Source organism: Moorella mulderi DSM 14980, from assembly GCF_001594015.1.
Taxonomy (GTDB): Bacteria; Bacillota; DSM-521; order Neomoorellales; family Neomoorellaceae; genus Neomoorella; species Neomoorella mulderi.
The window spans coordinates 374,514-400,627 of the sequence record NZ_LTBC01000001.1 but is presented as its reverse complement, the minus strand read 5'-3'; the positions used below and the strand labels follow the sequence as shown (position 1 = coordinate 400,627).

At 54.7% G+C, this 26,114-nt stretch carries 30 protein-coding genes, 3 tRNA genes and 1 other annotated feature; of the genes, 31 read left to right on the top strand and 2 right to left on the bottom strand.

The window, feature by feature from the left end:
• The first annotated feature begins 4 nt into the window (after positions 1 to 4).
• The 6 genes from MOMUL_RS02070 to ychF all read left to right on the top strand — a co-directional run bounded on the left by MOMUL_RS02070 (position 5) and on the right by ychF (position 2,807).
• On the top strand, positions 5 to 511 hold the full coding sequence (locus tag MOMUL_RS02070) for an NYN domain-containing protein (RefSeq protein WP_064774306.1): 507 nt from the start codon (positions 5 to 7) through the stop codon (positions 509 to 511).
• A gap of 120 nt (positions 512 to 631) precedes the next feature.
• Positions 632 to 1,282 (top strand): RNA polymerase sporulation sigma factor SigH, encoded by a 651-nt coding sequence (gene sigH, locus MOMUL_RS02065; RefSeq protein ID WP_062280853.1) that lies wholly within the window; start codon positions 632 to 634, stop codon positions 1,280 to 1,282.
• A 72-nt stretch (positions 1,283 to 1,354) separates the two neighbouring features.
• Positions 1,355 to 1,440: transfer RNA gene (locus MOMUL_RS02060), tRNA-Tyr, on the top strand.
• An 11-nt stretch (positions 1,441 to 1,451) separates the two neighbouring features.
• Positions 1,452 to 1,527 (top strand) — tRNA-Met (locus MOMUL_RS02055).
• Position 1,528: 1 nt separating this feature from the next.
• Positions 1,529 to 1,604, top strand: a tRNA-Thr gene (locus tag MOMUL_RS02050).
• 120 nt (positions 1,605 to 1,724) lie between these two features.
• The gene (ychF, locus tag MOMUL_RS02045) at positions 1,725 to 2,807 is read left to right on the top strand and encodes a redox-regulated ATPase YchF (RefSeq protein WP_084785400.1); all 1,083 of its coding nucleotides are present in this window, start codon (positions 1,725 to 1,727) and stop codon (positions 2,805 to 2,807) included.
• An 819-nt stretch (positions 2,808 to 3,626) separates the two neighbouring features.
• Here ychF and MOMUL_RS02040 read toward each other — a convergent pair.
• Together MOMUL_RS02040 and MOMUL_RS02035 are read right to left on the bottom strand one after the other, a co-directional pair.
• A complete protein-coding gene (locus tag MOMUL_RS02040) occupies positions 3,627 to 4,238 on the bottom strand; it encodes an NUDIX hydrolase (protein WP_161484949.1) in 612 nt (203 codons plus the stop codon).
• A 99-nt stretch (positions 4,239 to 4,337) separates the two neighbouring features.
• Positions 4,338 to 4,691, bottom strand: a complete 354-nt coding sequence (locus MOMUL_RS02035) for an SMR family transporter (protein WP_062280849.1) — start codon at positions 4,689 to 4,691, stop codon at positions 4,338 to 4,340.
• A gap of 245 nt (positions 4,692 to 4,936) precedes the next feature.
• Between MOMUL_RS02035 and tuf (MOMUL_RS02030) the strand changes: the two genes are divergently transcribed.
• The 25 genes from tuf (MOMUL_RS02030) to rpmC all read left to right on the top strand — a co-directional run bounded on the left by tuf (MOMUL_RS02030) (position 4,937) and on the right by rpmC (position 26,110).
• Positions 4,937 to 6,139 carry an elongation factor Tu gene (gene tuf, locus MOMUL_RS02030; protein ID WP_062280827.1) on the top strand — a complete coding sequence of 401 codons (1,203 nt, stop codon included), beginning with the start codon at positions 4,937 to 4,939 and terminating at the stop codon, positions 6,137 to 6,139.
• A 185-nt stretch (positions 6,140 to 6,324) separates the two neighbouring features.
• Complete coding sequence (gene rpmG / locus MOMUL_RS02025; RefSeq protein WP_054938427.1) at positions 6,325 to 6,474, top strand: 50S ribosomal protein L33; 150 nt, start codon at positions 6,325 to 6,327, stop codon at positions 6,472 to 6,474.
• A gap of 15 nt (positions 6,475 to 6,489) precedes the next feature.
• Positions 6,490 to 6,723 (top strand): preprotein translocase subunit SecE, encoded by a 234-nt coding sequence (secE, locus tag MOMUL_RS02020; RefSeq protein WP_062280846.1) that lies wholly within the window; start codon positions 6,490 to 6,492, stop codon positions 6,721 to 6,723.
• 8 nt (positions 6,724 to 6,731) lie between these two features.
• Positions 6,732 to 7,259 carry a transcription termination/antitermination protein NusG gene (nusG, locus tag MOMUL_RS02015; RefSeq protein WP_062280843.1) on the top strand — a complete coding sequence of 176 codons (528 nt, stop codon included), beginning with the start codon at positions 6,732 to 6,734 and terminating at the stop codon, positions 7,257 to 7,259.
• A gap of 14 nt (positions 7,260 to 7,273) precedes the next feature.
• On the top strand, positions 7,274 to 7,708 hold the full coding sequence (gene rplK, locus MOMUL_RS02010) for a 50S ribosomal protein L11 (protein WP_054938430.1): 435 nt from the start codon (positions 7,274 to 7,276) through the stop codon (positions 7,706 to 7,708).
• Positions 7,709 to 7,766: 58 nt separating this feature from the next.
• Positions 7,767 to 8,462: a 50S ribosomal protein L1 gene (rplA, locus tag MOMUL_RS02005; RefSeq protein ID WP_062280841.1), complete on the top strand. Its 696-nt coding sequence runs from the start codon at positions 7,767 to 7,769 to the stop codon at positions 8,460 to 8,462.
• A gap of 19 nt (positions 8,463 to 8,481) precedes the next feature.
• Positions 8,482 to 8,628, top strand: a sequence feature (ribosomal protein L10 leader region).
• Between the two features lie 14 nt (positions 8,629 to 8,642).
• A complete protein-coding gene (rplJ, locus tag MOMUL_RS02000; protein ID WP_062280839.1) occupies positions 8,643 to 9,173 on the top strand; it encodes a 50S ribosomal protein L10 in 531 nt (176 codons plus the stop codon).
• 30 nt (positions 9,174 to 9,203) lie between these two features.
• Positions 9,204 to 9,584 carry a 50S ribosomal protein L7/L12 gene (gene rplL, locus MOMUL_RS01995; RefSeq protein ID WP_054938433.1) on the top strand — a complete coding sequence of 127 codons (381 nt, stop codon included), beginning with the start codon at positions 9,204 to 9,206 and terminating at the stop codon, positions 9,582 to 9,584.
• Positions 9,585 to 9,802: 218 nt separating this feature from the next.
• Positions 9,803 to 13,252 carry a DNA-directed RNA polymerase subunit beta gene (gene rpoB, locus MOMUL_RS01990; protein WP_169802146.1) on the top strand — a complete coding sequence of 1,150 codons (3,450 nt, stop codon included), beginning with the start codon at positions 9,803 to 9,805 and terminating at the stop codon, positions 13,250 to 13,252.
• 23 nt (positions 13,253 to 13,275) lie between these two features.
• A complete protein-coding gene (rpoC, locus tag MOMUL_RS01985) occupies positions 13,276 to 16,779 on the top strand; it encodes a DNA-directed RNA polymerase subunit beta' (protein WP_062280836.1) in 3,504 nt (1,167 codons plus the stop codon).
• 39 nt (positions 16,780 to 16,818) lie between these two features.
• Complete coding sequence (locus MOMUL_RS01980) at positions 16,819 to 17,070, top strand: ribosomal L7Ae/L30e/S12e/Gadd45 family protein (RefSeq protein WP_062280834.1); 252 nt, start codon at positions 16,819 to 16,821, stop codon at positions 17,068 to 17,070.
• A gap of 21 nt (positions 17,071 to 17,091) precedes the next feature.
• Complete coding sequence (gene rpsL / locus MOMUL_RS01975; RefSeq protein WP_054938436.1) at positions 17,092 to 17,466, top strand: 30S ribosomal protein S12; 375 nt, start codon at positions 17,092 to 17,094, stop codon at positions 17,464 to 17,466.
• Positions 17,467 to 17,485: 19 nt separating this feature from the next.
• Positions 17,486 to 17,956, top strand: coding sequence for a 30S ribosomal protein S7 (gene rpsG / locus MOMUL_RS01970; protein WP_054938437.1), 471 nt, complete (start codon positions 17,486 to 17,488; stop codon positions 17,954 to 17,956).
• 90 nt (positions 17,957 to 18,046) lie between these two features.
• Entirely contained in the window at positions 18,047 to 20,125 is a 2,079-nt protein-coding gene (gene fusA, locus MOMUL_RS01965) for an elongation factor G (protein WP_062280831.1), read from the top strand.
• Between the two features lie 42 nt (positions 20,126 to 20,167).
• Positions 20,168 to 21,370: an elongation factor Tu gene (gene tuf, locus MOMUL_RS01960; RefSeq protein ID WP_062280827.1), complete on the top strand. Its 1,203-nt coding sequence runs from the start codon at positions 20,168 to 20,170 to the stop codon at positions 21,368 to 21,370.
• A 62-nt stretch (positions 21,371 to 21,432) separates the two neighbouring features.
• Positions 21,433 to 21,741 (top strand): 30S ribosomal protein S10, encoded by a 309-nt coding sequence (rpsJ, locus tag MOMUL_RS01955; protein WP_054937170.1) that lies wholly within the window; start codon positions 21,433 to 21,435, stop codon positions 21,739 to 21,741.
• Between the two features lie 13 nt (positions 21,742 to 21,754).
• A complete protein-coding gene (gene rplC, locus MOMUL_RS01950) occupies positions 21,755 to 22,384 on the top strand; it encodes a 50S ribosomal protein L3 (RefSeq protein WP_062280824.1) in 630 nt (209 codons plus the stop codon).
• 6 nt (positions 22,385 to 22,390) lie between these two features.
• The gene (gene rplD / locus MOMUL_RS01945; RefSeq protein WP_062280821.1) at positions 22,391 to 23,014 is read left to right on the top strand and encodes a 50S ribosomal protein L4; all 624 of its coding nucleotides are present in this window, start codon (positions 22,391 to 22,393) and stop codon (positions 23,012 to 23,014) included.
• On the top strand, positions 23,014 to 23,304 hold the full coding sequence (gene rplW / locus MOMUL_RS01940) for a 50S ribosomal protein L23 (protein WP_054937167.1): 291 nt from the start codon (positions 23,014 to 23,016) through the stop codon (positions 23,302 to 23,304). The genes rplD and rplW overlap by 1 nt, the downstream gene beginning before the upstream one ends.
• 24 nt (positions 23,305 to 23,328) lie before the next feature.
• Complete coding sequence (gene rplB / locus MOMUL_RS01935) at positions 23,329 to 24,159, top strand: 50S ribosomal protein L2 (protein WP_062280818.1); 831 nt, start codon at positions 23,329 to 23,331, stop codon at positions 24,157 to 24,159.
• A 24-nt stretch (positions 24,160 to 24,183) separates the two neighbouring features.
• Positions 24,184 to 24,468 (top strand): 30S ribosomal protein S19, encoded by a 285-nt coding sequence (gene rpsS, locus MOMUL_RS01930; protein WP_054937165.1) that lies wholly within the window; start codon positions 24,184 to 24,186, stop codon positions 24,466 to 24,468.
• Between the two features lie 12 nt (positions 24,469 to 24,480).
• Positions 24,481 to 24,819 carry a 50S ribosomal protein L22 gene (rplV, locus tag MOMUL_RS01925; protein WP_054937164.1) on the top strand — a complete coding sequence of 113 codons (339 nt, stop codon included), beginning with the start codon at positions 24,481 to 24,483 and terminating at the stop codon, positions 24,817 to 24,819.
• A gap of 4 nt (positions 24,820 to 24,823) precedes the next feature.
• On the top strand, positions 24,824 to 25,483 hold the full coding sequence (gene rpsC / locus MOMUL_RS01920; protein WP_062280815.1) for a 30S ribosomal protein S3: 660 nt from the start codon (positions 24,824 to 24,826) through the stop codon (positions 25,481 to 25,483).
• Positions 25,483 to 25,917, top strand: coding sequence for a 50S ribosomal protein L16 (rplP, locus tag MOMUL_RS01915; protein ID WP_054937162.1), 435 nt, complete (start codon positions 25,483 to 25,485; stop codon positions 25,915 to 25,917). The genes rpsC and rplP overlap by 1 nt, the downstream gene beginning before the upstream one ends.
• On the top strand, positions 25,907 to 26,110 hold the full coding sequence (gene rpmC / locus MOMUL_RS01910) for a 50S ribosomal protein L29 (protein ID WP_062280814.1): 204 nt from the start codon (positions 25,907 to 25,909) through the stop codon (positions 26,108 to 26,110). The genes rplP and rpmC overlap by 11 nt, the downstream gene beginning before the upstream one ends.
• Positions 26,111 to 26,114 lie beyond the last annotated feature (4 nt).

Sequence of the window (26,114 nt, the reverse complement as noted above, 5' to 3'; positions counted from 1 at the left end):
ACCTGTGCCTGAGGTGCTCATTGTTGACGGCTATAACTTTTTATATAGCTGGCCGGAATTAGTTAAGCTAAAAGAAGAGTCAAGTTTTGCCCATGCCCGCGATAAACTAATAGCAGAGTTAATTAATTACCAGGCTTACTGGGGTGGACAGGTAATAATTGTCTTTGATGCCCATAAGGTTGCCGGGGCAGTGGAAAAGAAGGAAAAGATAGGCGGCGTGGAGATTATTTACAGCCGGGAGGGTGAAACGGCTGACGCTGTCATCGAGAAACTGGTAAGGAACCTCAATACTCAGGGCCAGGTTTACGTAGCCACTGCCGATACGGCCGAGCAGTGCATGATCCTGGGAGGCGGGGCCCTCCGTCTACCGGTAGCCGAGTTAAAGGCTTACATTGAAAACGCCCACCGGGAGATGGCCAGGGAGGGACAGAAGGCCCTCCAGAGGAACTCCCTGGATGGGCGACTCCAAGGGGAAACCCTTAAAGTTCTAGAAAAATGGCGCCGCCAGTAGGCAGTAGTTAACTCTTGCGGTTAAGATGGGTTTCTTGTATAATTATTGATGTTATTGGACAAGATATAGGGCCTCCTTTTATTACTATGGTTCTTGGAAATCCAGGGTGGAGGCGTTGGCATGAGCGTCAATGTACAGCAGGAACCGTGGCAACCCTATGAAGTTCTTGGGGATGAGGACATTGTTTACCTGGCCCAGGAGGGTGATGAAGTAGCCCAGGAATATTTGATTAATAAGTACCGCAATTTTGTCCGGGCGAAAGCACGTTCCTATTTCCTCATTGGCGCTGACCGGGAGGATATTGTCCAGGAAGGGATGATTGGCCTTTACAAGGCCATTCGCGATTTTCGCGGTGACAAGTTGTCCTCCTTCCGGGCCTTTGCCGAGCTGTGCATTACCCGGCAGATTATCACGGCCATTAAAACAGCCACCCGGCAAAAGCATATCCCCCTGAACTCTTATGTCTCTCTCAATAAGCCCATTTATGACGAAGATTCCGATCGCACCCTGCTGGACATTATTTCTGGTTCCAAGATTACCGACCCGGAAGAGCTCATCATCAGCCAGGAAGAATTCGTTGACATCGAAGAAAAAATGGGCGAGATTTTAAGTTCCCTGGAGTGGAAAGTTTTAATGTCTTACCTGGAAGGGAAATCTTACCAGGAGATTGCTGTTGACCTGAAACGCCATGTTAAATCCATCGATAATGCCCTCCAGCGCGTAAAGCGCAAGCTGGAGCGTTACCTGGAACGGCGAGATAATAACCAGTAATTGCCTGGAAAAAGGGCTTGACGCCAACAAGGCAGGATGCTATAATTACTGTTGCGTCTGAAAAGGAAATATGGAGGGGTTCCCGAGTTGGCCAAAGGGGGCAGACTGTAAATCTGCTGGCGCAGCCTTCGCTGGTTCAAATCCAGCCCCCTCCACCATATAATAATGTTGCGGGGTGGAGCAGCTGGTAGCTCGTCGGGCTCATAACCCGAAGGTCGTTGGTTCGAATCCATCCCCCGCAACCATGCCCATATAGCTCAGTAGGTAGAGCGTCGCCTTGGTAAGGCGGAGGTCACCGGTTCAATCCCGGTTATGGGCTCCAAAAATTCATCTCAGAAGGAGCAAGAGAGCTCCTTTTTTTATTGCCCCAAGAAAATAATAATAAGCACTGGCCTTTCTTTTTGCCAACAGAGTTGTTATACTGTTGCCGAGGTGAAGAGAGTTGGCCCTGACTTGTGGTATTATCGGCCTGCCCTTGGTAGGCAAAACGACGTTATTCAACCTTTTAACCCAGGCTGAGGCGGAGACCTCGGCCTTTGCCGGCCGGACAAAAACCAATATCCGCACCGCGCCCATTCCCGACCCCCGCCTCGATTTTCTGGCGTCCCTTTACCACCCTCGTAAAGTTACCCCGGCCACCCTGGAGATTATTGATGTACCGGGATTGACCCGTGGCGCCGGGGCAGCCTTCCTGGCTGCCGTCCGGGAGGTAGATGCCCTGCTTCATGTCGTCCGTGCCTTTCAACGGGAGGACGTGCTCCATGTGGAGGGAAGCCTCAATCCGGTGCGCGACCTGGAGATGATCAATGCAGAACTCCTGCTGGCCGACCTGCAACTGGTGGAAACCAGGCTGGAACGCATTGCCGCCAGCAAGAAGATTAAGGGCGACCTGCTGGCCGAACAAAGCGCCTTACGCCGCTGCCAGGAAGCCCTGGAGGCGGAAAAGCCTTTATTGGAAGCCGGTCTTACGGCCGAAGAATGGCAGGTTTTACGGCATATGGGGTTTTTAACCACCAAGCCCATGATCATTGTGGTCAATATTGACGAAGAGCAGTTACGGGGAGGTCATTATGAGGGCCAGGAAGAGGTTGAGGCCTATGCTGCCGCCAGGGGCATCCCGGTTTTAACCCTTTGTGCGGCCTTGGAAGCCGAAATAGCCCGTCTGGAACCCGCCGACCGGGAAGTATTCCAAGTATTCCTGCAAGAAATGGGCATTACCGAACCCGGCATTGACCGCCTGGCCCGGGCCATTTACCACCGCCTGGGGTTAATCTCCTTCCTCACGGCGGGGGAAGATGAGGTCCGCGCCTGGACCATCAAAGAGGGCACCAATGCCCGGGCCGCGGCCGGCAAGATTCACAGCGATATCGAGCGGGGCTTCATCCGCGCCGAGGTGGTGAACTTCAACGACCTGGAAAGGCTGGGCGACATGAATAAAGTGAAGGAGAAAGGCCTGGCCCGCCTGGAGGGCAAAGATTATATCGTCCAGGATGGCGATATTATCAACTTTCGCTTTAATGTTTGATGACAATTACCCAGCCAAATCCCCCATACGGGGGATTTTTTATTTGGTAACCACCAGTGCAGGAGATACATAAAATACCTGGAGGGATTAAAAAGCAGGGGGTAAAAGGCCCGCAGCCTGGAGTGGCATCTGGCGGCCAGTATCTATTTTCAGAGGGGGTGGCATCATGGCTGAAGTCCAGATCCAGCCTGAAGCCCAGGTACGGGACATCTTTGCCGATGGCGGCCTGGTATTCCTTTTCCTGTTCCTGTTGATCGCTTTATTTATCTTCGTTTAGCCCGGTAACCTGCCGGGCGTTTTTCCAGGAGTGTAACCTCCTGGCAGGCAATGGCATAAGTTAAAGTAAAACCAGAAGAAATTGGAGAGGGGGCCACAAGATGGCAGACGGATTTGTTTTTGGCAACTGGGCTTTTATCCTCTTCCTGGTACTGATTCTACTGTTCTTCGGTAATTAACCGCCTATAACTACCGGAGAAAGGAGGAATAATCATGGGCGGCTTCTTTGGACCAGGTTTCTCCGGCAGCTGGGCCTTGATCCTGTTCCTGGTTCTCATCCTGCTCTTCTTCGGCAACTAGCGACCGCGGGGGAGGGGGCGGCTAGCTCCCTCCTCGCATACCAACTGGCAGGGCGTTCGTTATGCGGATACCCTTCAACACGCTGCTGAGCCCCTGGTTACGCCAACAGGCGCGGCCAGGGGCTTTTTATTTATTTTATGAATGGTTAGCTGAACGCCCGGTAGCTCTGAGTATAAGCCCGGCCCCGTCTCTGCAATACCAGGAGTGATAAAGACCTTCTAGTTCAAGTTTAAATTTCCAGGGCTACCTGATAATACTAAGGAAATGGTGCAGGATCCGGGCGGTGAGCCCCCAGATAATCCACCCTTCAAACTCGTAGAACAGCTCAGGCCAGGTGGCCCGGCGCCAGCGGTATTCCCGGCCACCGAGAATCTTATGGAAGGGAAAATCTGCCGGTGTTTGTACCTGCAGCGTAATTTCATGATACTCAGGGGTGAGCCTTAGGAGGCGGTCCAGCGGTGCAGTAAAGACTTCCTCCACCTCCAGGGGGTTGGGCCTGATGTTCTGGGGCTCGTGCAAGAAGCCGGGGAAGGGATAAATGATCTGCTGGAAGGGAGTAACCAGGATGTCCAGGCCGCCCCAGATTTCAATAGAATCCGCGGCCAGCCCAAGTTCCTCACAGGTTTCCCTTAAGGCTGCTTCTTTCTCACTCCTGTCGCCGGGTTGAAGGCGCCCACCGGGGAAACAGATCTCTCCTGGCTGGGTTTTTAAATTGCGGGAACGTACTTCAAAAAGGAGCGAGAGGGAACCGTCATTTTCTTTTAGCAGGGGTAAAAGGACGGCGGATTGAGCATACAGGCGGGCATCCAGGAGCCCGCTTTTGTGCTGTTTTACTTTAGCCTTTATACCTTCCAAACAAAAATCCCGCATTTAAGTATCACCTGCCTGCTATTTATCCAGCCAAAGTGCCGCGCAAAACCCTGTAACGGGCTTTAATCTTAAAATCCGTAAAAATTAGCTCCGGGCAATAAGGAGGATGCCGCCGATAATCAAGGCCAGCCCCACGACCCGTAAGGCCGGCAGGCTTTCTCCCAAGTAGAGCCAGGAGAGCAAGAAGACAAAGACATAACCCAGGCTGACCATGGGATAGGCATAACTTAAAGGGACTTCGGCCAGGACTTTTAGCCAGAGGAGGAAACTGGCGGCAAAGGCTACCAGGCCTCCCAGGATGTAAGGGCTGAATAGCAAGCCGGTGATCCCCTGAATATTAAACTTGAGGCTATCCAGCTGCAGGACACCGACTTTAAATAATACCTGGGCGCCGGCCCCAAGGAAGACGGACAAAAGGATTAATACAAGGACGGGCACGGACAGGCTTTCTCCCTTCATAAATTATAGTCAGATTTAAGTCTATCATATCCTTGTTTATGGCAAAAGCAACCTGTTACCGGAATTATTTTACAGTGCCAGGGTAATAATATACAGAGTACAAGCAGGAAAAGGCTAACCAATGTAGAAATATCTTTTGCGGATAGTACGCCCGGCTACGTGAAAGAGGCGCGGCGCAAGGAAAACGAATAGTAATGCTATTCTAGGAGGAGGCAAAACCACCCATGGCCAAACAAAAATTTGAACGCAAGAAACCCCACGTCAACGTTGGAACCATCGGTCACGTTGACCACGGCAAGACGACTCTGACGGCAGCCATCACCTTCTGCCTGGCCAAAGCCGGGGGGGCCGTACCCACGGCGTACGACCAGATCGACAAGGCGCCGGAAGAGCGGGAACGGGGCATCACCATTGCCACAGCCCACGTCGAGTACGAGACAGAAAAGCGGCATTACGCCCACGTCGACTGCCCGGGCCACGCCGACTACGTGAAGAACATGATCACGGGTGCGGCCCAGATGGACGGCGCCATCCTGGTAGTATCGGCAGCGGACGGCCCCATGCCCCAGACGCGGGAACATATACTTTTAGCGCGGCAGGTAGGAGTGCCCTACATTGTCGTTTTCATGAACAAGGTGGACCAGGTAGACGACCCCGAGCTGTTAGAGCTGGTAGAGATGGAAGTGCGGGAACTGTTAAGCGAATACGAATTCCCGGGTGACGAGATACCCATTGTCAAAGGCAGCGCCCTGAAAGCCATGGAATGCGGCTGCGGCAAGCGGGAATGCGAATGGTGCAGCAAAGTATGGGAACTGATGGACGCGGTAGACAGCTACATTCCGACCCCGGAACGGGACGTCGACAAACCCTTCCTGATGCCCATCGAAGACGTGTTCACCATTACCGGCCGGGGCACGGTGACAACCGGCAGGGTAGAGCGGGGCAAGGTGAAGGTAGGGGATGAAGTAGAGATTATCGGGCTCAGGGACCAGGTACGTAAGACGGTAGTGACCGGGGTAGAGATGTTCAGGAAGATTCTGGACGAAGCGGTAGCCGGGGACAACATCGGCACGCTTCTGAGGGGTGTAGAGCGCAAAGAAGTAGAACGCGGGATGGTGCTGGCCAAGCCGGGGTCCATCAAACCCCACACCAAATTTAACGCGGAAGTATACGTGCTGACCAAAGAAGAAGGCGGGCGGCATACACCCTTTTTCAACGGTTACCGGCCGCAGTTCTACTTCCGGACGACGGACGTGACGGGGGTAGTCAAACTGCCGGAAGGGGTAGAGATGGTGATGCCTGGGGACAACATCCGCATGACCATCGAGCTCATTACCCCCATAGCCATTGAAGAAGGCTTACGGTTTGCCATCCGTGAAGGCGGCCGCACTGTAGGCGCCGGCGTCGTAACCGGGATTATCGAGTAAATAAATATTGACAGGGTTTTATATTTATGGCAAACTAATAAGAGTGTTTAGCCGCCCCGGGGTAAAAACCCTGGAGCGGTGGAGAAGAGTTTTCTAGCAGGGAAATTTAAAGAAGTGGGAAGTGGAATTGACCCCCGGGGCAATTTTCCACCTCCCCACTTCTATCATAATGGAGGTGGCCGGCAGTGCGGGTGGGGATTACCCTGGCATGTACCGAATGCAAGCGACGTAATTATACTTCCAGCAAAAATAAAAAGAATGACCCCGATCGCCTGGAACTGAAAAAGTACTGCAGTTACTGCGGCAGGCATACTGTGCACAAGGAAACGAAATAGGATAGGGGTTTTTAAATGGTAACCAAGACCGTGGCCAAAACAGTTAATACCAAAACCAGTTTTAAAGAACAGGTTACCAAATTTTTCCGGGGGTCCTGGGCTGAGTTAAAAAAGGTCCACTGGCCGTCCCGTAAGGAACTGGTAACCTATACTTCCGTGGTACTGGTTTCAGTGCTCATTGTGGCGGCCTTATTATGGCTTTTTGACTCTGTCTTTAGTTTTCTGCTGGGCAAATTGATTTTGCGGTAGAGGTTAACATGGAAAAGGCCTGGTTTGTCATCCACACTTATTCTGGTTATGAAAATAAGGTTAAAGCCAACCTGGAAAAGCGCGTCGAGTCCATGAACATGGGCGATAAAATCTTCCGGGTAGTAGTGCCCATGGAAGACGAGATCCAGGTTAAGGACGGCAAGCGTAAAATCGTCAAACGGAAAATATACCCTGGTTATGTGCTGGTGGAAATGATTTTAACCGATGCCTCCTGGTACGTAGTGCGCAATACACCGGGGGTAACCGGTTTTGTGGGTACGGGTAATAAGCCCATACCCCTCCGGGAGGAAGAGGCCCAGCAAATCCTGCAACAGATGGGTGTCGAAGAACCGCGGCCGCGGATTGATGTAGCCGTGGGTGAAAATGTACGCGTTACCAGTGGTCCCTTTGAAAACTTTATTGGTTCGATAGAAGAGATCCAGCCCGATAAGGGTAAAATAAAGGTCCTGGTTTCCATGTTCGGCCGGGAAACGCCCATTGAGCTGGATATTAACCAGATAGAGAAAATCGTTTGAAGGAGGTGTTAAAAATGCCACCCAAAGCCAAGAAAGTCACGGCAGTGGTTAAACTCCAGGTACCGGCAGGCAAGGCTACGCCGGCGCCGCCGGTAGGTCCGGCCTTGGGCCAGCACGGGGTTAACATTATGGCCTTTGTCAAAGAGTTTAACGACCGGACAGCCAACCAGGCTGGCCTGATTATCCCCGTGGAGATAACTGTTTACGAAGATCGTTCCTTTACTTTTATTACCAAAACGCCACCGGCAGCCGTTTTGCTGAAAAAAGCCCTGGGTATTGAGACGGCTTCCGGGGAGCCCAACCGCAAGAAAGTCGGCAAGGTTTCCCGGGAAAAGATCCGGGAGATTGCCGAACTCAAGATGAAGGATCTCAATGCCGCCAGTATTGAAGCAGCCATGCGCATGATCGAGGGTACCGCCCGCAGCATGGGTGTGGAAGTAGAGGCTTAACTTAAATAGAGGCTGGTGGGAGGAGTAATCCGCTAGAACCACGAGGAGGAATGCCCAAATGCCCAAGCATGGTAAAAGGTACCGCGAGGTTAGTAAACTGGTAGACAGGCAGCAACTTTACGAACCCGGCGAAGCTATAGCCCTGGCGAAGAAAACGGCCAGCGCCAAATTTGATGAAACCATTGAGGTGGCGGTAAAACTTGGTGTCGACCCCCGTCATGCCGACCAGCAGGTCCGGGGAACGGTAGTCCTGCCCAACGGTACCGGTAAAACCCGGCGGGTGCTGGTCTTTGCCAAGGGAGAAAAGGCCAGGGAAGCTGAGGAAGCCGGGGCAGATTTTGTGGGCGCCGAAGACCTGGTAGAAAAAATCCAGGGCGGCTGGCTCGACTTTGATGTGGCCATTGCTACCCCTGATATGATGGGTATGGTCGGTAAACTGGGCCGTATTTTAGGTCCCAGGGGGCTTATGCCCAATCCCAAAGCAGGCACGGTAACCATGGACCTGGACCGGGCCATTAAAGAAGTCAAGGCCGGTAAAATTGAATTCCGGGTAGATAAGACGGCCATTGTCCATGCTCCTATCGGCAAAGCCAGTTTTGCAGAAGATAAATTGAAAGAAAATTTCCAGGCCCTGATAGAAGCCCTGGTAAGGGCCAAACCGGCAGCGGCCAAAGGCCAGTATTTAAAGAGCATAAGTATTTCTTCGACCATGGGGCCGGGGGTCAAAGTTAACCCCCTGCGGGCCGTAAGGTAAATAGCTAATACAGTTTAAAAACTTCATACGGTATTTACCGTAGACAGCAGGTGCCAGGTAGGCTTAATATCCTGCCGAGGTAGTTAAAAATTAACCTTCCAGGTTAAGGTTAATTATAATTATCTTTTGCCCTCGTTTGTCTGCGGGGGCTTTTATTTTTGGCAGAACGGAGGTGGGGAAATGAACAAACAGAGGGAAGCCAAGGCGGCGGTAGTGGCCGAAATAAAGGAAAAGCTGGGTAACTCCATTGTAACCATCCTGGCCGACTACCGGGGAATGAATGTAGCTGAAATGACCAGCCTGCGCCGTCAGTTACGGGAAGCCGGAGTGGAATTTAAAGTAGTGAAAAATACCCTCACGCGCAGGGCCGCCCAGGAATTGGGCCTGGATGCCCTTGAACCTTTCCTGGAAGGGCCAACTGCCGCGGCCTTTAGCTTAAACGACCCTGCGGCACCGGCCAAAATCTTATCGGAAGTAATGCGCAACAGCAAGACCTTCCAGATTAAAGCGGGCGTTTTGCAGGGCAGGGTTATTGGCTTGGATGAAATCAAGGCCCTGGCCGACCTGCCCTCCCGCGAACAGCTCCTGGCCAAAGTGGTGGGCGGCTTCCAGGCTCCCCTGGCCGGGCTGGTTAACGTCCTGGCTGGCAATATCCGCAATTTGGTCTACGTCCTGGAGGCCATCCGCAAAAAGAAAGAAGAAGCAGCCTAAGAATTATTTTCAAAGGAGTGACTCTCAATCATGAGCAAAGTTCAAGAAATTATCGATGCCGTCAAAGGTTTGACAGTCCTGGAACTCGCCGAACTGGTGAAGGCCCTGGAAGAAGAATTTGGCGTCAGCGCTGCCGCGCCGGTAGCCATGGCCGTAGCCCCGGGAGCAGCAGCCCCGGCTGAAGCCCCGGCTGAAGAGCAGACCGAATTTGACGTCATCCTGAAGTCCGCCGGTGACAAGAAGATTAACGTCATCAAGGTGGTCCGCGAAATTACCGCCCTGGGCCTCAAAGAAGCCAAAGACCTGGTAGACAACGCTCCCAAGCCGGTTAAAGAAAAGGTCAGCAAAGAAGAAGCCGAAAGCATCAAGGCCAAGCTGGAAGAGGCCGGCGCCACTGTGGAAATCAAATAGTTGCCTGCTGCCAGAAGCCGGGGAACCGACGCTCCCCGGCTATAATTTTTGTCCTTGACATTAGTCTCCCTTTATGCTAACATAACAAAATGCCATTAATTTGCCGTCACATGATTAAGTGTTTCCTGGGACGGCAATAATAGGTAGCAGGAACTTTAGAGGTCAAAAGCGAGGTTTTCAACACCTTGCTTTTGAATTTCTTGTGGGGGGGACCCAAGTTGGCTTATCCGGTCAAGGTTGGGACCAGGGAACGGTGGACCTTTGCTAAAATCAAGGAGACCCTGGAGTTACCAAACCTGATTGAAATTCAGCGTAACTCCTACCAGTGGTTCATTGATGAAGGTTTGCGGGAAATTTTGCGGGATATTTCGCCAATCCAGGATTTTACCGGCAACCTGGTCCTGGAATTTGTTGATTATTCCCTGGGCGAGCCCAAGTATTCCCAGGAAGAATGCAAAGAGCGGGATATGACCTATGCTGCCCCCCTGCGGGTCAAGGTTCGGCTTATTAACAAAGAAACCGGCGAAGTTAAAGAGCAGGAAGTCTTTATGGGGGATTTCCCCCTCATGACGGAAAAGGGCACCTTTATCATTAACGGTGCCGAAAGGGTTATTGTCAGCCAGCTGGTCCGTTCACCGGGAGCCTATTATACGGAAAGTAAAGATGCTAGCGGGACAAATGTATACGGCGCCACCATTATTCCCAACCGGGGTGCCTGGCTGGAGTTCGAAACCGACAATACCGAAAGCATCTATGTCCGTATTGACCGGACGCGGAAGATCCCGGCCACCGTACTCCTGCGCGCCCTGGGCTATACGACTAATGCCCGTATCCTCGAACTTTTTGACTTTGACCCGCGTATCCAGAATACCCTGGAAAAGGATAACACTGATTCGGAAGAGGAAGCCCTGGTAGAGATCTATAAACGCCTGCGTCCAGGTGAGCCCCCGACTGTCGAGAGCGCCAGGAACCTGCTGGAATCCCTTTTCTTTGATCCCAAGCGCTACGATCTGGGCAACGTCGGTCGCTACAAGCTGAACAAAAAGCTGGGTCATGGCGTTTTGACTCAGGAAGTTAACGGCCGGCAGGAGTATATTCGCTGCCTTACCAAAGAGGATATTATCTACGCTATCAAATACCTCTTGCGCCTTATGGATGGCGAGGTTAAACCCGATGATATCGACCACCTGGGTAACCGCCGCCTGCGTTCCGTCGGCGAACTCCTCCAGAACCAGTTCCGTATTGGCCTGGCCCGCATGGAGCGGGTGGTGCGGGAACGCATGACCATCCAGGATGTGGATGTCATTACTCCCCAGGTACTGATTAATATCCGGCCGGTAGTGGCGGCCATCAAGGAATTCTTTGGTTCCAGCCAGCTGTCCCAGTTTATGGACCAGACCAACCCCCTGGCCGAGTTAACCCATAAACGGCGCCTCTCGGCCCTGGGGCCCGGAGGCTTGTCCCGGGAACGGGCCGGTTTTGAAGTGCGGGACGTGCATACTTCCCACTACGGCCGCATGTGTCCCATTGAGACCCCTGAAGGCCCGAACATTGGCCTGATTGGTTCTTTAAGTACCTATGCCCGCATCAATGAGTTTGGTTTTATTGAAACCCCCTACCGGCGGGTAGATAAAGAAAAGGGCGTCGTCACCAACGAAATTGATTACCTGACTGCCGATGAAGAGGACAAGTACGTCATTGCCCAGGCCAATGCTCCCCTGGATGAAGAAGGCCATTTCTTAGAGAAGCGGGTTAACGCCCGTCATGCGGGGGAAATTGTAGTCGTGCCGGCCGACCGGGTTGATTATATGGACGTCTCCCCCAAGCAGATGGTCAGTGTGGCCACGGCCCTTATCCCCTTCCTGGAGCATGACGACGCCAACCGGGCCCTCATGGGAGCCAACATGCAGCGCCAGGCCGTACCCCTCTTAAGGACCGAAGCGCCCGTAATAGGCACTGGTATGGAATGGCGGGCGGCCCATGATTCCGGGGTGGTCGTCCTGGCGAGAAACAGCGGCATTGTGGAAAGGGTTACGGCCCGCGAGATTGTCATCCGCACCGATGCCGGAACCCTGGATACCTACCGCTTGCAAAAGTTCGTCCGTTCCAACCAGGGAACCTGCATTAACCAGAAGCCTATTGTCCGCAAAGGGGAGCGGGTAACGGCCGGGCAGCCCATCGCCGACGGCCCTTCCACAAGTGAGGGCGAACTGGCCCTGGGCCGCAATATCCTGGTGGCCTTCATGACCTGGGAAGGATACAACTATGAGGACGCCATCCTTATTAGCGAGAAGCTGGTTAAGGAAGACATTTTTACTTCTATTCACATTGAAGAATATGAATGTGACGCCCGGGATACCAAGCTGGGACCGGAGGAGATCACCCGCGATATTCCCAACGTCAGCGAAGACGTTTTAAAGGACCTGGACGAGCGGGGCATCATCCGTATCGGTGCCGAGGTACGCCCGGGTGACATCCTGGTAGGTAAAGTTACTCCCAAGGGCGAGACGGAGCTGACCGCCGAAGAGCGTTTGCTCAGGGCCATTTTCGGCGAAAAGGCCCGGGAAGTTAGGGATACTTCCTTAAGGGTGCCCCACGGGGAATCCGGCATTGTCGTCGATGTCAAGGTCTTTTCCCGGGAAAATGGCGACGAGCTGGCCCCTGGCGTTAATGAGCTGGTCCGGGTTTACGTCGCCCAGAAACGGAAGATTTCCGTAGGTGACAAGATGGCCGGCCGCCACGGGAACAAGGGCGTTATCTCCCGCATCATGCCGGAAGAGGATATGCCCTTCCTCCCCGACGGTACGCCCATTGAGATTGTGTTAAATCCCCTGGGCGTGCCCTCCCGGATGAATTTAGGCCAGATCTTGGAAACACACCTGGGCTGGGCGGCTAAAGCCCTGGGGATTAATGTAGCCACGCCTGTTTTTGACGGAGCTTCGGAAGAGGAGATTAAGGCTAAACTAAGGGAAGCCGGCCTGCCCGAAGACGGCAAGACCATCCTTTATGACGGCCGTACCGGCGAGCCTTTTGACCGTCCCATTACCGTAGGCTATATGTATATGCTAAAACTGGCCCACCTGGTGGATGACAAGATCCATGCCCGGTCCACCGGCCCCTATTCCCTGGTTACCCAGCAGCCCCTGGGCGGTAAAGCCCAGTTTGGCGGCCAGCGTTTTGGGGAAATGGAGGTCTGGGCCCTGGAAGCTTACGGTGCGGCCTATACCCTCCAGGAGATCCTGACGGTAAAATCCGATGACGTCGTCGGCCGGGTCAAGACCTACGAGGCCATTGTGAAAGGGGAAAATGTCCCGGAACCCGGGGTGCCGGAATCCTTTAAGGTATTAATTAAAGAACTCCAGAGCCTGGGTCTGGATGTCAAAGTCCTCTCGGAGGAAAACGAAGAAATCGAAATTAAAGAAGACGACGATGATGGTGTCGAAGCAGCCCAGGACCTGGGCCTGGACATCCAGGGCCAGCCTGAAACAGAGCCGGGAGAGGCTGCCGATGAAGCTGAAGAAGAAGACCTGGACTTTGATCCTGCCGACCTTGATCCCGGCGAACTGGAACTGGAGGTTGAAGGAGAGGATTTTGACAGTGATTTTACAGTTATAAAACCACGGGCAAGGGTAGTCCCGGGCGGCAAATATGACGAAGAAGAAATTTAAGGTCTTCAAGGGGGGCAGGAATAATGCTGGATGTAAGCAACTTTGAGCGCATGCGTATCGGCCTGGCTTCACCGGAACAGATCCGGGCCTGGTCCAGCGGCGAGGTGAAGAAACCGGAAACCATCAATTACCGCACCCTGAAGCCGGAGCGCGACGGCCTTTTCTGCGAACGCATCTTTGGCCCCACCAAAGACTGGGAGTGTCACTGCGGTAAATACAAGCGGGTCCGTTACAAGGGCATTGTCTGCGATCGCTGCGGGGTGGAAGTAACCCGTTCCAAGGTGCGCCGGGAGCGGATGGGCCATATTGAACTGGCAGCCCCTGTCTCCCACATCTGGTACTTTAAAGGCATCCCCAGCCGCATGGGCCTCATCCTCGACATGTCACCCCGTGCCCTGGAGAAGGTCCTTTACTTCGTCTCCTACGTGGTTATCGATCCTGGCGATACCCCCCTCTTGAAGAAACAGTTGCTCACCGAGGCTGAGTACAGGGAGTACCGGGATAAGTACGGCAACCAGTTCCGGGCCGCCATGGGGGCCGAGGCCATTAAGGAACTCCTCCAGGAAATCGATCTCGACCAGCTGGCCGCCGAATTGCGGCAGGAACTAAAGGACAGCAGCGGCCAGCGCAAGATCCGGGCCATCCGCCGCCTGGAAGTGGTAGAAGCCTTCCGGGCTTCCGGCAACCGTCCCGAGTGGATGATCCTGGATGTCATCCCGGTGATACCCCCGGAACTGCGGCCTATGGTCCAGCTGGACGGCGGGCGTTTTGCCACTTCCGACTTAAACGACCTCTACCGCCGGGTAATCAACCGCAACAACCGTTTGAAGAGGCTCCTGGACCTGGGGGCGCCGGACATCATTGTCCGTAATGAAAAACGTATGCTCCAGGAAGCCGTGGACGCCCTGATTGATAACGGCCGCCGCGGCCGGCCGGTGACCGGACCCGGTAACCGGCCCCTGAAGTCCTTAAGCGACATGCTCAAAGGCAAGCAGGGCCGCTTCCGCCAGAACCTTTTAGGCAAGCGGGTCGACTACTCGGGCCGGTCGGTAATAGTTGTCGGGCCGGAACTAAAAATCCACCAGTGCGGCCTGCCCAAGGAAATGGCCCTGGAACTCTTCAAGCCTTTTGTTATGAAACGGCTGGTGGATAAAGGCCTGGCTCATAATATAAAAAGTGCCAAGCGCATGGTGGAACGGGTAAAGAATGAAGTCTGGGACGTCCTGGAGGAGGTTATCGCCGAGCACCCGGTCCTGTTAAACCGGGCGCCGACCCTGCACCGCTTAGGTATCCAGGCCTTTGAGCCGGTGCTGGTGGAAGGCCGGGCCATCCAGATTCACCCCCTGGTTTGCACGGCCTATAACGCCGACTTCGACGGCGACCAGATGGCCGTCCACGTTCCCCTCTCGGCCGAGGCCCAAGCCGAGGCGCGCCTTTTAATGATGGCCGCCCACCATATCCTGAACCCCAAGGACGGCAAACCGGTAGTTTCGCCGACCCAGGATATGGTGCTGGGGTCCTATTACCTGACTACCGTAAGCCACGGGGCCAGGGGCGAAGGGCGAGTATTTTGCAGCTACGAAGAGGCCTATATGGCTTATCTCAACAAGGACATTGACGTCCACGCCCTGATCAAAGTGCGCATGGAAGACGGCAAGCTCCTGGAGACAACCATCGGCCGCCTGATATTCAACAAGGAGATCCCCATCCCCAAAGAGTTGGGTTACTACAACTGCGAAGTCGACAAAAAGAAGCTGACGGAGATCATCGCCCGTTGCTATAAACTCCTGGGTACGGAAGCCACCGCTACCTTGCTGGACGGTATCAAAAAAGTAGGCTTCCATTACTCCACCCTGGCCGGCTTTACCATTGGCATCAATGATATCGTCGTACCGGAGGAGAAAAAGGAGATAATCGCCGAGACGGAAGCGGCAGTAGAGAAAATTGACCAGCAATACCGTAAAGGTTTAATCAGCGAGGAAGAGCGTTACCAGAGAGTCATCAGCCTCTGGAATAACGCCACCGATACCCTGACCAAACAGCTCATGGCGGGTATGGATAAATTCAACCCTGTCTTTATGATGGCTAATTCCGGTGCCCGGGGTAATGTCCAGCAGATTCGCCAGCTGGCCGGGATGCGGGGCCTCATGGCCGACCCGTCCGGCCGGATTATCGACCTGCCCATCAAGGCCAATTTCCGCGAAGGCCTGACGGTGCTGGAGTACTTTATTTCCACCCACGGCGCCCGGAAAGGCCTGGCCGATACGGCTTTAAGGACGGCGGACTCCGGTTACCTCACCCGGCGCCTGGTGGACGTGGCCCAGGATGTCATTGTCCGGGAAGACGACTGCGGTACCACGGCCGGTATTGAAGTGGAGGAGATCCATGAGGGCAACCAGGTAATCGAAAAGATGGAAGAACGCCTGACCGGGCGTTATGCCCTGGAGGATGTCTACCACCCGGAAACCGGTGAACTCCTGGTAGCCGCCGGCACCATGATTAGTGATGAGGCGGCCCGGGCCATTGTGGCTGCCGGTATTAAAAAGGTAAAGATCCGTTCTGTCCTCACCTGCCGGACGCGCTACGGCGTTTGCCGCAAGTGCTACGGCCAGGACCTGGCCACGGGTAAGGATGTAGAAATTGGTGAAGCCGTGGGGATTATTGCCGCCCAGTCCATCGGCGAGCCCGGTACCCAGCTGACCATGCGGACCTTCCATACCGGCGGTGTGGCTGGTGAGGACATCACCCAGGGCCTGCCGCGGGTAGAAGAACTCTTTGAAGCCCGCAAACCCAAAGGCCAGGCCATTATTGCCGAGGTTAGCGGCACCATCACCGCCATCAACGAGGTCAGGGGCCGGCGGGAGAGGGAGATTGTAATCACCGACGCCAATGGTGAAAAGTTCTCCTACCATGTTCCCTATGGTTCCCGCCCGAAGGTTAACGAAGGCGACCACGTGGAAGCCGGTGATGAGTTAACGGAGGGTTCCGTTAACCCCCACGACCTGTTAAAGGTAAAGGGTGTCCGTGGCGTCCAGCTTTATCTCCTGCGGGAAGTGCAGCGGGTTTACCGCCTGCAAGGGGTCGACATCAACGACAAGCATATCGAAGTGATGATCCGCCAGATGCTGCGTAAAGTGAAGGTGGAAGATGAGGGTGATACCGATCTCCTGCCCGGCACCCTGGTGGACGCCTTTGAATTTGAAGATGTAAACCTGAAGGTCCAGGCCAGCGGCGGCAAACCGGCCACGGCCCGGCCGGTGCTGCTGGGCATTACCAAGGCCTCCCTGGCGACGGATTCTTTCCTGTCGGCAGCCTCCTTCCAGGAAACGACCCGGGTGCTGACGGAAGCAGCCATCAAAGGGCGGGTAGATCCCCTCCTGGGCCTGAAAGAGAATGTAATCATCGGCAAGCTGATCCCGGCCGGTACCGGCATGAGCCGCTACCGGCAGCTAAGGGTAATAACCCCGGAAGCTGGAGGGGAAGGAGAGGCTACGCCAGAATCTGTTGACACGGCTACCGGAAAATGATAGTATAAGAAAGTGTGACTGCCCAGGGGAGGTTGAATTATGTCCTACGAGCGTTTGCGGGTGGCCAAAAAACGAGTGGTAGGCACCAAACAGGTCACCAAAGCGGTAATGAAGGGGACAGCCCGGGTGGTCTATATAGCTAAGGATGCCGAACCTCATGTAACCGGGCCGTTAATTCAGCTTTGCCGCGAACGGGGTGTAGAAATAGTCGAGGTAGACTCAATGAAAGAGCTGGGGCGGGCCTGCGGCATCGAAGTGGGTTCAGCCTCAGCCGTTATCCTGGAAGAATAGCCGGGGAAGGAGGTGGAAGGAATGCCGACAATCCAGCAGCTGGTGCGAGAGGCAAGGGAAAAGGTAGTCAAAAAGTCGACGGCACCTGCTTTAAAGGAATGTCCCCAGAAGCGGGGTGTCTGCACCCGTGTTTATACAACTACACCCAAAAAGCCCAATTCGGCCCTGCGCAAGGTGGCCCGGGTACGCTTGACCAATGGCATTGAGGTAACCGCCTACATCCCCGGTATTGGTCATAATTTGCAGGAACACTCGGTGGTCCTGGTAAGGGGGGGCAGGGTGAAGGACCTGCCGGGCGTCAGGTACCATATTATCAGAGGTACCCTCGATTCTGCCGGTGTCCAGAACCGTAACCAGGGCCGTTCCAAGTACGGGGCCAAACGGCCCAAAAAGTAGTGGTAAGGGGGGATAAGGGTTGCCACGGCGAGGCAGTGTTCCCCGGCGGGAGGTTTTACCGGACCCGCTTTATGGGAGTACCAAAGTTACCAAATTAATTAACCAGGTCATGCTCAATGGTAAAAAATCACTGGCCCAGCGGATTTGTTATGACGCCTTTGACACCATCAGGAAAAAAACCGGTAAGGACCCGGTGGAGGTTTTTGAACAGGCCCTCAAAAATGTAATGCCGCTCCTGGAAGTTAAGGCCCGCCGGGTGGGTGGTGCCAACTACCAGGTACCGGTGGAAGTGCGGCCGGAAAGACGGCAGACTTTGGGCATCCGCTGGCTGGTAAACTACGCCCGGACGCGTAGCGGCAAGAGTATGGCCGAAAAACTCGCTGCCGAGTTGATGGATGCCGCCAATAATACCGGCGGTGCCGTCAAGAAACGCGAAGATACACATAAGATGGCGGAAGCCAACAAAGCCTTTGCTCATTACCGGTGGTAGGTGTGGGGGTCAGGGGCCTAGGAACTGGAGGTCTCACCTCACAGCGACCTCCGGTACCTGAAACCTGATTACAAGAAGGGATGAAACTTTATGGCTAGAGAATACCCACTGGAAAAAACGAGGAATATCGGTATCATGGCCCATATTGATGCCGGTAAGACTACTACCACCGAGAGGATACTTTTCTATACTGGCCGCGTGCACCGTATGGGCGAAGTGCATGAGGGCAATGCAACTATGGACTGGATGGTCCAGGAACAGGAACGAGGTATCACCATTACCTCGGCTGCTACTACCTGCTTCTGGCGGGACCATCGTATTAACATTATCGACACGCCAGGCCACGTGGATTTTACCGTGGAGGTAGAACGCTCTTTGCGCGTCCTGGATGGGGCCATAGCCGTCTTCTGTTCTGTAGGCGGGGTTGAGCCCCAGTCGGAAACCGTCTGGCGCCAGGCGGATAAATACGGCGTACCCAGGATTGCCTATATCAATAAAATGGACCGGGTCGGGGCTGATTTTTACCGGGGCGTCAGGATGATTGCCGACCGCCTGGGAGCCAATCCGGTGCCCATCCAGTTACCCATTGGCGCTGAAGATAATTTCCGCGGCCTGGTAGATCTGATCCGGCTGAAGGCCATTTACTACACTGACGATTTAGGGACCGCCATTGAGGAAGGGCCTGTTCCAGCCGACATGGAAGACCTGGTGCGTGAATACCGGGAGAAGTTGCTGGAGGCGGTGGCCGAAAGCGATGAAGAATTAATGCTCAAGTACCTGGAAGGGGAAGAGCTGACCGAAGAGGAGATCAAGGCCGGTATTCGCAAGGCAACCATTGCCGTCAAGATGGTACCGGTTCTCTGCGGTTCTTCTTTTAAAAACAAAGGCGTTCAGCCCCTGCTGGATGCGGTGGTGGATTTCTTACCCGCGCCCACTGACGTGCCGGCCATCCAGGGCATTGACCCGGAAACAGGCTCCGAGGATGAGCGTCATTCCAGCGATAACGAGCCCTTTGCCGCTCTGGCCTTTAAAATCATGGCCGATCCTTACGTAGGCAAGTTAACCTTTTTCCGGGTCTATTCCGGGACCATCAAATCTGGCTCTTATGTTTACAATTCCACCAAGGGCCGCCGGGAGCGGATCGGCCGTATCTTACGCATGCACGCTAACCACCGGGAGGAAGTTGAAGAGGCCTACGCCGGTGATATAGCGGCAGCGGTGGGCTTGAAGGAAACGACCACCGGCGATACCCTGTGCGACGAGCAGCATCCCATTGTCCTGGAGGCCATGGAATTCCCCGAGCCGGTTATTTCCGTAGCCATTGAGCCCAAAACTAAAGCCGACCAGGAAAAGATGAGCCTGGCCCTCCAGAAACTGGCCGAGGAAGACCCGACCTTTAAGATGCATACCGACCCCGAAACCGGCCAAACCATTATCTCCGGCATGGGCGAACTGCACCTGGAGATTATCGTCGATCGCCTGCTGCGGGAGTTTAAAGTGGGTGCCAAAGTCGGCCGGCCCCAGGTGGCCTACAAAGAGACCATTCGCCGGCCGGTCAAGGCCGAAGGCAAGTTTATCCGCCAGACGGGTGGCCGCGGCCAGTACGGCCACGTGATTATTGAAGTAGAACCCCAGGAGCCCGGGAAGGGTTATGAGTTTGTTAATAAGATCGTCGGCGGGGTGGTACCCAAAGAGTATGTCCCGGCAGTCGACGCCGGCGTCCAGGAAGCCATGGCCAACGGTGTCCTGGCCGGTTACCCGGTAGTAGATGTGCGGGTATCCCTGGTGGACGGTTCTTACCACGAGGTCGACTCTTCGGAAATGGCCTTTAAGATTGCCGGTTCCCTGGCCTTCAAGGATGCCGCCAAAAAGGCCCAGCCGGTTCTCCTGGAACCGGTCATGAAGGTCGAAGTTGTGGTACCGGAAGAATATATGGGCGATGTTATCGGTGACCTGAACTCCCGCCGCGGCCGGGTGGAAGGGATGGAGCCCCGGTCTGGCGCCCAGGTCATCCGCGCCCTTGTCCCTCTGGCCGAGATGTTCGGTTATGCCACCGACCTGCGATCCCGGACCCAGGGCCGGGGTACCTACGTCATGCAGTTTGATCATTATGAAGAGGTACCCCAGAATATCGCCAGCGAGATTATCAGCAAACGCCAAGGAGCATAGGGAAAAAAATTTTTCTCAATAACGGAGGAGGCAAAACCACCCATGGCCAAACAAAAATTTGAACGCAAGAAACCCCACGTCAACGTTGGAACCATCGGTCACGTTGACCACGGCAAGACGACTCTGACGGCAGCCATCACCTTCTGTCTGGCCAAAGCCGGGGGGGCCGTACCCACGGCGTACGACCAGATCGACAAGGCACCGGAAGAGCGGGAACGGGGCATCACCATAGCCACAGCCCACGTCGAGTACGAGACAGAAAAGCGGCATTACGCCCACGTCGACTGCCCGGGCCACGCCGACTACGTGAAGAACATGATCACGGGTGCGGCCCAGATGGACGGCGCCATCCTGGTAGTATCGGCAGCAGACGGCCCCATGCCCCAGACGCGGGAACATATACTTTTAGCGCGGCAGGTAGGAGTGCCCTACATTGTCGTATTCATGAACAAGGTGGACCAGGTAGACGACCCCGAGCTGTTAGAGCTGGTAGAGATGGAAGTGAGGGAACTGTTAAGCGAATACGAATTCCCGGGTGACGAGATACCCATTGTCAAAGGCAGCGCCCTGAAAGCCATGGAATGCGGCTGCGGCAAGCGGGAATGCGAATGGTGCAGCAAAGTATGGGAACTGATGGACGCGGTAGACAGCTACATTCCGACCCCGGAACGGGACGTCGACAAACCCTTCCTGATGCCCATCGAAGACGTGTTCACCATTACCGGCCGGGGCACGGTGACAACCGGCAGGGTAGAGCGGGGCAAGGTAAAAGTAGGGGATGAAGTAGAGATTATCGGGCTCAGGGACCAGGTACGTAAGACGGTAGTGACTGGGGTAGAGATGTTCAGGAAGATTCTGGACGAAGCGGTAGCCGGGGACAACATCGGCACGCTGCTGAGGGGAGTAGAGCGCAAAGAAGTAGAACGCGGGATGGTACTGGCCAAGCCGGGGTCCATCAAACCCCACACCAAATTTAACGCGGAAGTATACGTGCTGACCAAAGAAGAAGGCGGGCGGCATACACCCTTTTTCAACGGTTACCGGCCGCAGTTCTACTTCCGGACGACGGACGTGACGGGGGTAGTCAAACTGCCGGAAGGGGTAGAGATGGTGATGCCTGGGGACAACATCCGCATGACCATCGAGCTCATTACCCCCATAGCCATAGAAGAAGGCTTACGGTTTGCCATCCGTGAAGGCGGCCGCACTGTAGGCGCCGGCGTCGTAACCGGGATTATCGAGTAATTATGAGGCCAGGGATCAGGCTTTATGCCTGATCCCGTGCCATGAAGGAGGGCAAATATCCCATGGCCAGGCAGAAGATCCGCATCCGCTTAAAGGCCTTTGATCACCGCCTGTTAGACCAGTCATCCCAAAAGATTGTCGAGACTGCCAGGCGCACCGGGGCGGTAGTATCCGGACCTATCCCGCTGCCGACGGAGAAGAATATCTTTACGATTTTACGCTCACCCCATGTTAATAAAGATTCCCGGGAGCAGTTTGAAATGCGGACCCACAAGCGTTTGATCGACATTCACGAGCCAACGCCCAAGACGGTAGACGCATTAATGCGCCTGGATCTCCCGGCAGGGGTTGACATTGAGATCAAGCTGTAGGGGGTAAGAGCAGGTGCGCAAGGGTATTTTAGGAAAAAAGATAGGCATGACCCAGATCTTTGATGAGGCCGGGCGGGCCATTCCGGTAACGGTAGTCCAGGCCGGGCCCTGTGTCGTCATCCAGAAAAAAACCGTAGCTACCGATGGTTATGAAGCCCTACAGGTGGGTTTTGAACCAGTCAAAGAAAAAAAGGTCAATAAACCTTTGCGGGGACATTTTAGCAAGGCCGGGGTAAACCCTTTCCGTTATGTCCGGGAACTCCGGTTAGAAGATATTAAGGATTATCAAGTGGGGCAGGAAATTAAAGCCGATATTTTTAGCCCCGGCGAAAAGGTTGACGTTACAGGTATATCCAAAGGTAAAGGTTTTGCCGGCGGCATTAAACGTCACGGCTTTCACCGTGGCCCCATGGAGCACGGTTCCAAGTATCACCGCCGTCCTGGGTCCCTGGCGGCCAAAGGACCGGCCCGGGTCTTTAAAGGGCGCCGCCTGCCCGGGCATATGGGCGCCGAAAGGGTTACCGTGCTGGGCCTGGAGGTTATCAAGAATGATCCCGAGCGCAATCTCCTGCTGATCAAGGGTTCCGTTCCGGGCCCGCGCCAGGGGCTGCTGGTAATTAAGAATTCGGTAAAGGGAGGCTAACAGGCAATGCCCAGAGTAGCCGTGTACAATATCCAGGGCCAGCAAGTAGGGGAAATTGACCTTGACGACCGCATCTTTGGTGGCGAGGTTAACGAAGCCGTTCTCCACCAGGCTGTGGTCATGCAGCTGGCCAGCCGGCGCCGGGGCACGGCAGCAACCCGCGGTTGGGCCGAAGTTAGCGGCGGTGGCCGCAAACCCTGGCGGCAAAAGGGAACCGGCCGGGCCCGGGCGGGCAGTATTCGCTCACCCCTGTGGCGTGGCGGGGCGGTAATTTTTGGTCCCCAGCCCCGGAATTATGGCTACAAGCTGCCCAAAAAAGTCCGCCGTTTAGCTCTACGTTCGGCCCTGGCGAGCAAAGTGCGCGAAGGCAACATCATTGTCCTGGATGAATTAAAGCTGGCTAAACCCCGGACGAAGGATATGGTCACTATTCTCAAGGCTCTGGATGTAGAGGATAAAGCCCTGGTAGTCACAGCAGGCAAAGATCCCAATGTCGAGTTATCGGCCCGCAATCTACCGGGAGTAACTTGTTTAACCTCTGCGGGGCTAAACGTCTATGATCTCCTGGCCCATGACAAACTGGTGATTACCAAAGACGCCGTGGCCCGGGTACAGGAGGTGCTGGCTTAATGCGGGCTCCCGAAGAAATTATCATTCAACCCCTGGTAACGGAAAAATCCACCGGCCTGATGGCGGAAAATAAATATACTTTTTTAGTTGATCCCGGGGCCAATAAGATTGAAATCAAGCATGCCATCGAGAAACTCTTCAACGTCAAAGTTTTGCAGGTCAATACCCTCATGGACCGCGGTAAAATGCGCCGGGTAGGTCGTTTCCAGGGACGGCAACCAGACCGGAAAAAAGCCATTGTCACCCTGAGACCCGGCGATAAAATCAAGGTCTTTGAAGGGCTGGAGTAGCTTAAAATTAAGGGGAGAAGTAAGATGGCCATTAAGAAGTTTAAACCCACGTCTCCCGGCCGGCGGCAGATGACGGTATCTTCCTTTGCCGAGATTACGGCAACGGAACCCTACAAACCCCTGCTGGCTCCTTTAAAGAAAACCGGGGGGCGCAATAACCAGGGACGGCTCACCGTCCGGCACCGGGGCGGGGGACATAAGCGCCTGTACCGGATAATCGATTTCAAACGTGATAAAGACGGCATTCCCGGCCGCGTGGCAACCATTGAGTACGATCCCAACCGTTCGGCCAATATCGCCCTGATTAATTATGCCGATGGGGAAAAGCGCTATATCCTGGCCCCGGAAAACCTGCAGGTTGGCGATAGGATCATCAGCGGTCCCGGGGCTGATATAAAAACCGGTAACGCGCTACCTTTAAGCGAGATACCGGTTGGCACCATGGTCCACAACATCGAGCTTAAACCCGGCAAGGGTGGCCAGATGGTCCGGGCGGCCGGGGCCAGTGCCCAGCTAATGGCCAAAGAAAACGGTTATGCCCTCCTGCGCCTGCCTTCCGGCGAATTGCGCAAGGTGCAGGAAGAATGCCGGGCTACTATTGGCCAGGTGGGCAACCTGGACTGGGAAAACATCACCCTTGGTAAAGCCGGGCGCAGTCGCTGGCTGGGCATCCGGCCAACGGTGCGCGGTGTGGTCATGAACCCGGTGGATCACCCCCATGGTGGCGGCGAAGGAAAAGCTCCGGTAGGCCGCAAGCACCCGCTAACACCGTGGGGTAAACCAGCCCTGGGCGTTAAAACACGTAAAAAGAGGAAGCCCAGCGATAAACTCATTGTCAAGCGCCGGAACAAATAAAGGGGTGGAAGGAGGTTCCTTTTTATGGGCCGCTCCCTGAAAAAAGGGCCATATTGTGATGGAAAGCTGCTCAAGAAAATTATTGAAATGAACGAGAAGGGCACTAAACGGGTGATTAAAACCTGGTCCCGCCGCTCAACTATCTTTCCGGAGATGGTGGGCCATACCATTGCCGTCCATGACGGCCGTAAGCACGTGCCAATTTATATTACCGAAGATATGGTCGGTCACAAGCTGGGCGAATTTGCTCCCACCCGTATCTTCCGGGGGCACGGCGCCCACACGGAGCGTTCCACAGCGCTGAAGTAGGGGGTAAACAGGATGGAAGCAAAAGCGGTAGCTAAATATATCCGGATTTCCCCACGGCGCGTCCGCCAGGTAGTTGATTTAATTCGCGGCAAAGGAGTGCGGGAGGCAGAGGCTATCCTGATGGTCACGCCCAAAAGGGGGGCCCGGGCCGTAGCCAAGGTTTTAAAATCGGCCGTCGCCAATGCCGAGCATAATTACGACCTGGATGCCAGCGAACTGGTTGTCACCCGCGCTTATGTTGACGAAGGGCCGACCCTGAAACGCTACCAGCCGCGGGCCATGGGGCGGGCCAATATCCGGCGGAAACGCACCAGCCATATAACTGTGGTGGTTGGGGAAAAGGAGGACTGATTTCGTGGGTCAAAAAGTTCACCCCAAGGGATTGCGTATTGGGATTATCCGCGATTGGGACTCCCGCTGGTATGCCGGCAAGGAATATAAAACCTTGCTCCATGAAGACCTGAAAATACGCGAGTTCATTAAAAAGCGTCTCTACCAGGCGGGGATTGCCAATGTGGAAATTGAACGGGCAGCCAATCGCGTCAAGGTGATAATCAATACCGCCAGGCCGGGGGTTATCATCGGCCGGGGTGGTACCGAAGTTGAGGCTCTGCGGAAGGAACTGGAGCGTTTAACCGGTAAACAGGTAAGCCTCAACATCGTCGAGATTAAAAAACCGGAACTCAATGCCCAGCTGGTGGCCGAAAATATTGCCGCCCAGCTGGAAAAAAGGGTTGCCTTCCGGCGGGCCATGAAGCAGGCCGTAAGCAGGGCCATGCGCCTGGGGGCTTTAGGCATTAAAATTGCCTGCGGCGGCCGCCTGGCCGGAGCCGAAATCGCCCGCACCGAGTGGTACAGCGAGGGCAAGGTACCCCTGCACACCTTAAGGGCTGATATCGACTATGGCTTTGCCGAAGCCAATACCACCTATGGTAAAATAGGTGTCAAGGTATGGATTTATAAAGGTGAAGTATTACCTGAACGGGCCAGGGTCCAGGAAGGGGGCCGTAAATAATGTTAATGCCCAAAAGGGTAAAATACCGCAAACCGCACCGGCCAGGCACCCGGGGTAAGGCTACCCGGGGGAATGAGATCCACTTCGGGGACTACGGGTTGCAGGCCCTGGAACCGGCCTGGATCACCAGCCGCCAGATTGAGGCTGCCCGTATTGCCATGACCCGCTATATTAAGCGTGGTGGCAAGGTGTGGATCAAGATCTTTCCTGATACCCCCATTACGGCCAAACCGGCTGAGACCCGGATGGGCAGCGGTAAGGGGGCACCGGAGTACTGGGTAGCCGTTGTTAAACCGGGGCGGATTCTTTTTGAGATGGCCGGAGTTACCGAAGAGGTAGCCCGCGAGGCAATGCGCCTGGCCTCCCACAAGCTGCCCATTAAAACCAAGTTCGTAAAACGGACGGAAGTGGGTGGTGAGGTCAATGAAAGCTAAAGAGATTCGCGAATTGACCACCGAAGAGCTACTGCAAAAGGTAGGCGAGCTGAAGCAGGAACTTTTTAACCTGCGTTTCCAGCTGGCTACCGGGCAGATAGATAATCCCATGCGCCTGCGGGAAGTTCGCCGGAGTATCGCCAGGGCCAAGACAATCTTGCGGGAACGGGAACTGCAACGGGAACGGGCATAAAGAC

Excerpts from the sequence above, each read along its gene's own strand:
- secE (WP_062280846.1), top strand. The coding sequence starts at position 6,490 with ATGGTAACCAAGACCGTGGCCAAAACAGTTAATACCAAAACCAGTTTT.
- rplD (WP_062280821.1), top strand. The coding sequence starts at position 22,391 with ATGCCCAGAGTAGCCGTGTACAATATCCAGGGCCAGCAAGTAGGGGAA.
- rpsJ (WP_054937170.1), top strand. The coding sequence starts at position 21,433 with ATGGCCAGGCAGAAGATCCGCATCCGCTTAAAGGCCTTTGATCACCGC.
- rplA (WP_062280841.1), top strand. The coding sequence starts at position 7,767 with ATGCCCAAGCATGGTAAAAGGTACCGCGAGGTTAGTAAACTGGTAGAC.
- sigH (WP_062280853.1), top strand. The coding sequence starts at position 632 with ATGAGCGTCAATGTACAGCAGGAACCGTGGCAACCCTATGAAGTTCTT.
- rplV (WP_054937164.1), top strand. The coding sequence starts at position 24,481 with ATGGAAGCAAAAGCGGTAGCTAAATATATCCGGATTTCCCCACGGCGC.
- rplK (WP_054938430.1), top strand. The coding sequence starts at position 7,274 with ATGCCACCCAAAGCCAAGAAAGTCACGGCAGTGGTTAAACTCCAGGTA.
- rplJ (WP_062280839.1), top strand. The coding sequence starts at position 8,643 with ATGAACAAACAGAGGGAAGCCAAGGCGGCGGTAGTGGCCGAAATAAAG.
- rplP (WP_054937162.1), top strand. The coding sequence starts at position 25,483 with ATGTTAATGCCCAAAAGGGTAAAATACCGCAAACCGCACCGGCCAGGC.
- rpsS (WP_054937165.1), top strand. The coding sequence starts at position 24,184 with ATGGGCCGCTCCCTGAAAAAAGGGCCATATTGTGATGGAAAGCTGCTC.
- MOMUL_RS01980 (WP_062280834.1), top strand. The coding sequence starts at position 16,819 with ATGTCCTACGAGCGTTTGCGGGTGGCCAAAAAACGAGTGGTAGGCACC.
- nusG (WP_062280843.1), top strand. The coding sequence starts at position 6,732 with ATGGAAAAGGCCTGGTTTGTCATCCACACTTATTCTGGTTATGAAAAT.
- rplW (WP_054937167.1), top strand. The coding sequence starts at position 23,014 with ATGCGGGCTCCCGAAGAAATTATCATTCAACCCCTGGTAACGGAAAAA.
- tuf (WP_062280827.1), top strand. The coding sequence starts at position 4,937 with ATGGCCAAACAAAAATTTGAACGCAAGAAACCCCACGTCAACGTTGGA.
- fusA (WP_062280831.1), top strand. The coding sequence starts at position 18,047 with ATGGCTAGAGAATACCCACTGGAAAAAACGAGGAATATCGGTATCATG.
- rpmC (WP_062280814.1), top strand. The coding sequence starts at position 25,907 with ATGAAAGCTAAAGAGATTCGCGAATTGACCACCGAAGAGCTACTGCAA.
- rplB (WP_062280818.1), top strand. The coding sequence starts at position 23,329 with ATGGCCATTAAGAAGTTTAAACCCACGTCTCCCGGCCGGCGGCAGATG.
- rplL (WP_054938433.1), top strand. The coding sequence starts at position 9,204 with ATGAGCAAAGTTCAAGAAATTATCGATGCCGTCAAAGGTTTGACAGTC.
- rpoC (WP_062280836.1), top strand. The coding sequence starts at position 13,276 with ATGCTGGATGTAAGCAACTTTGAGCGCATGCGTATCGGCCTGGCTTCA.
- tuf (WP_062280827.1), top strand. The coding sequence starts at position 20,168 with ATGGCCAAACAAAAATTTGAACGCAAGAAACCCCACGTCAACGTTGGA.
- rpsL (WP_054938436.1), top strand. The coding sequence starts at position 17,092 with ATGCCGACAATCCAGCAGCTGGTGCGAGAGGCAAGGGAAAAGGTAGTC.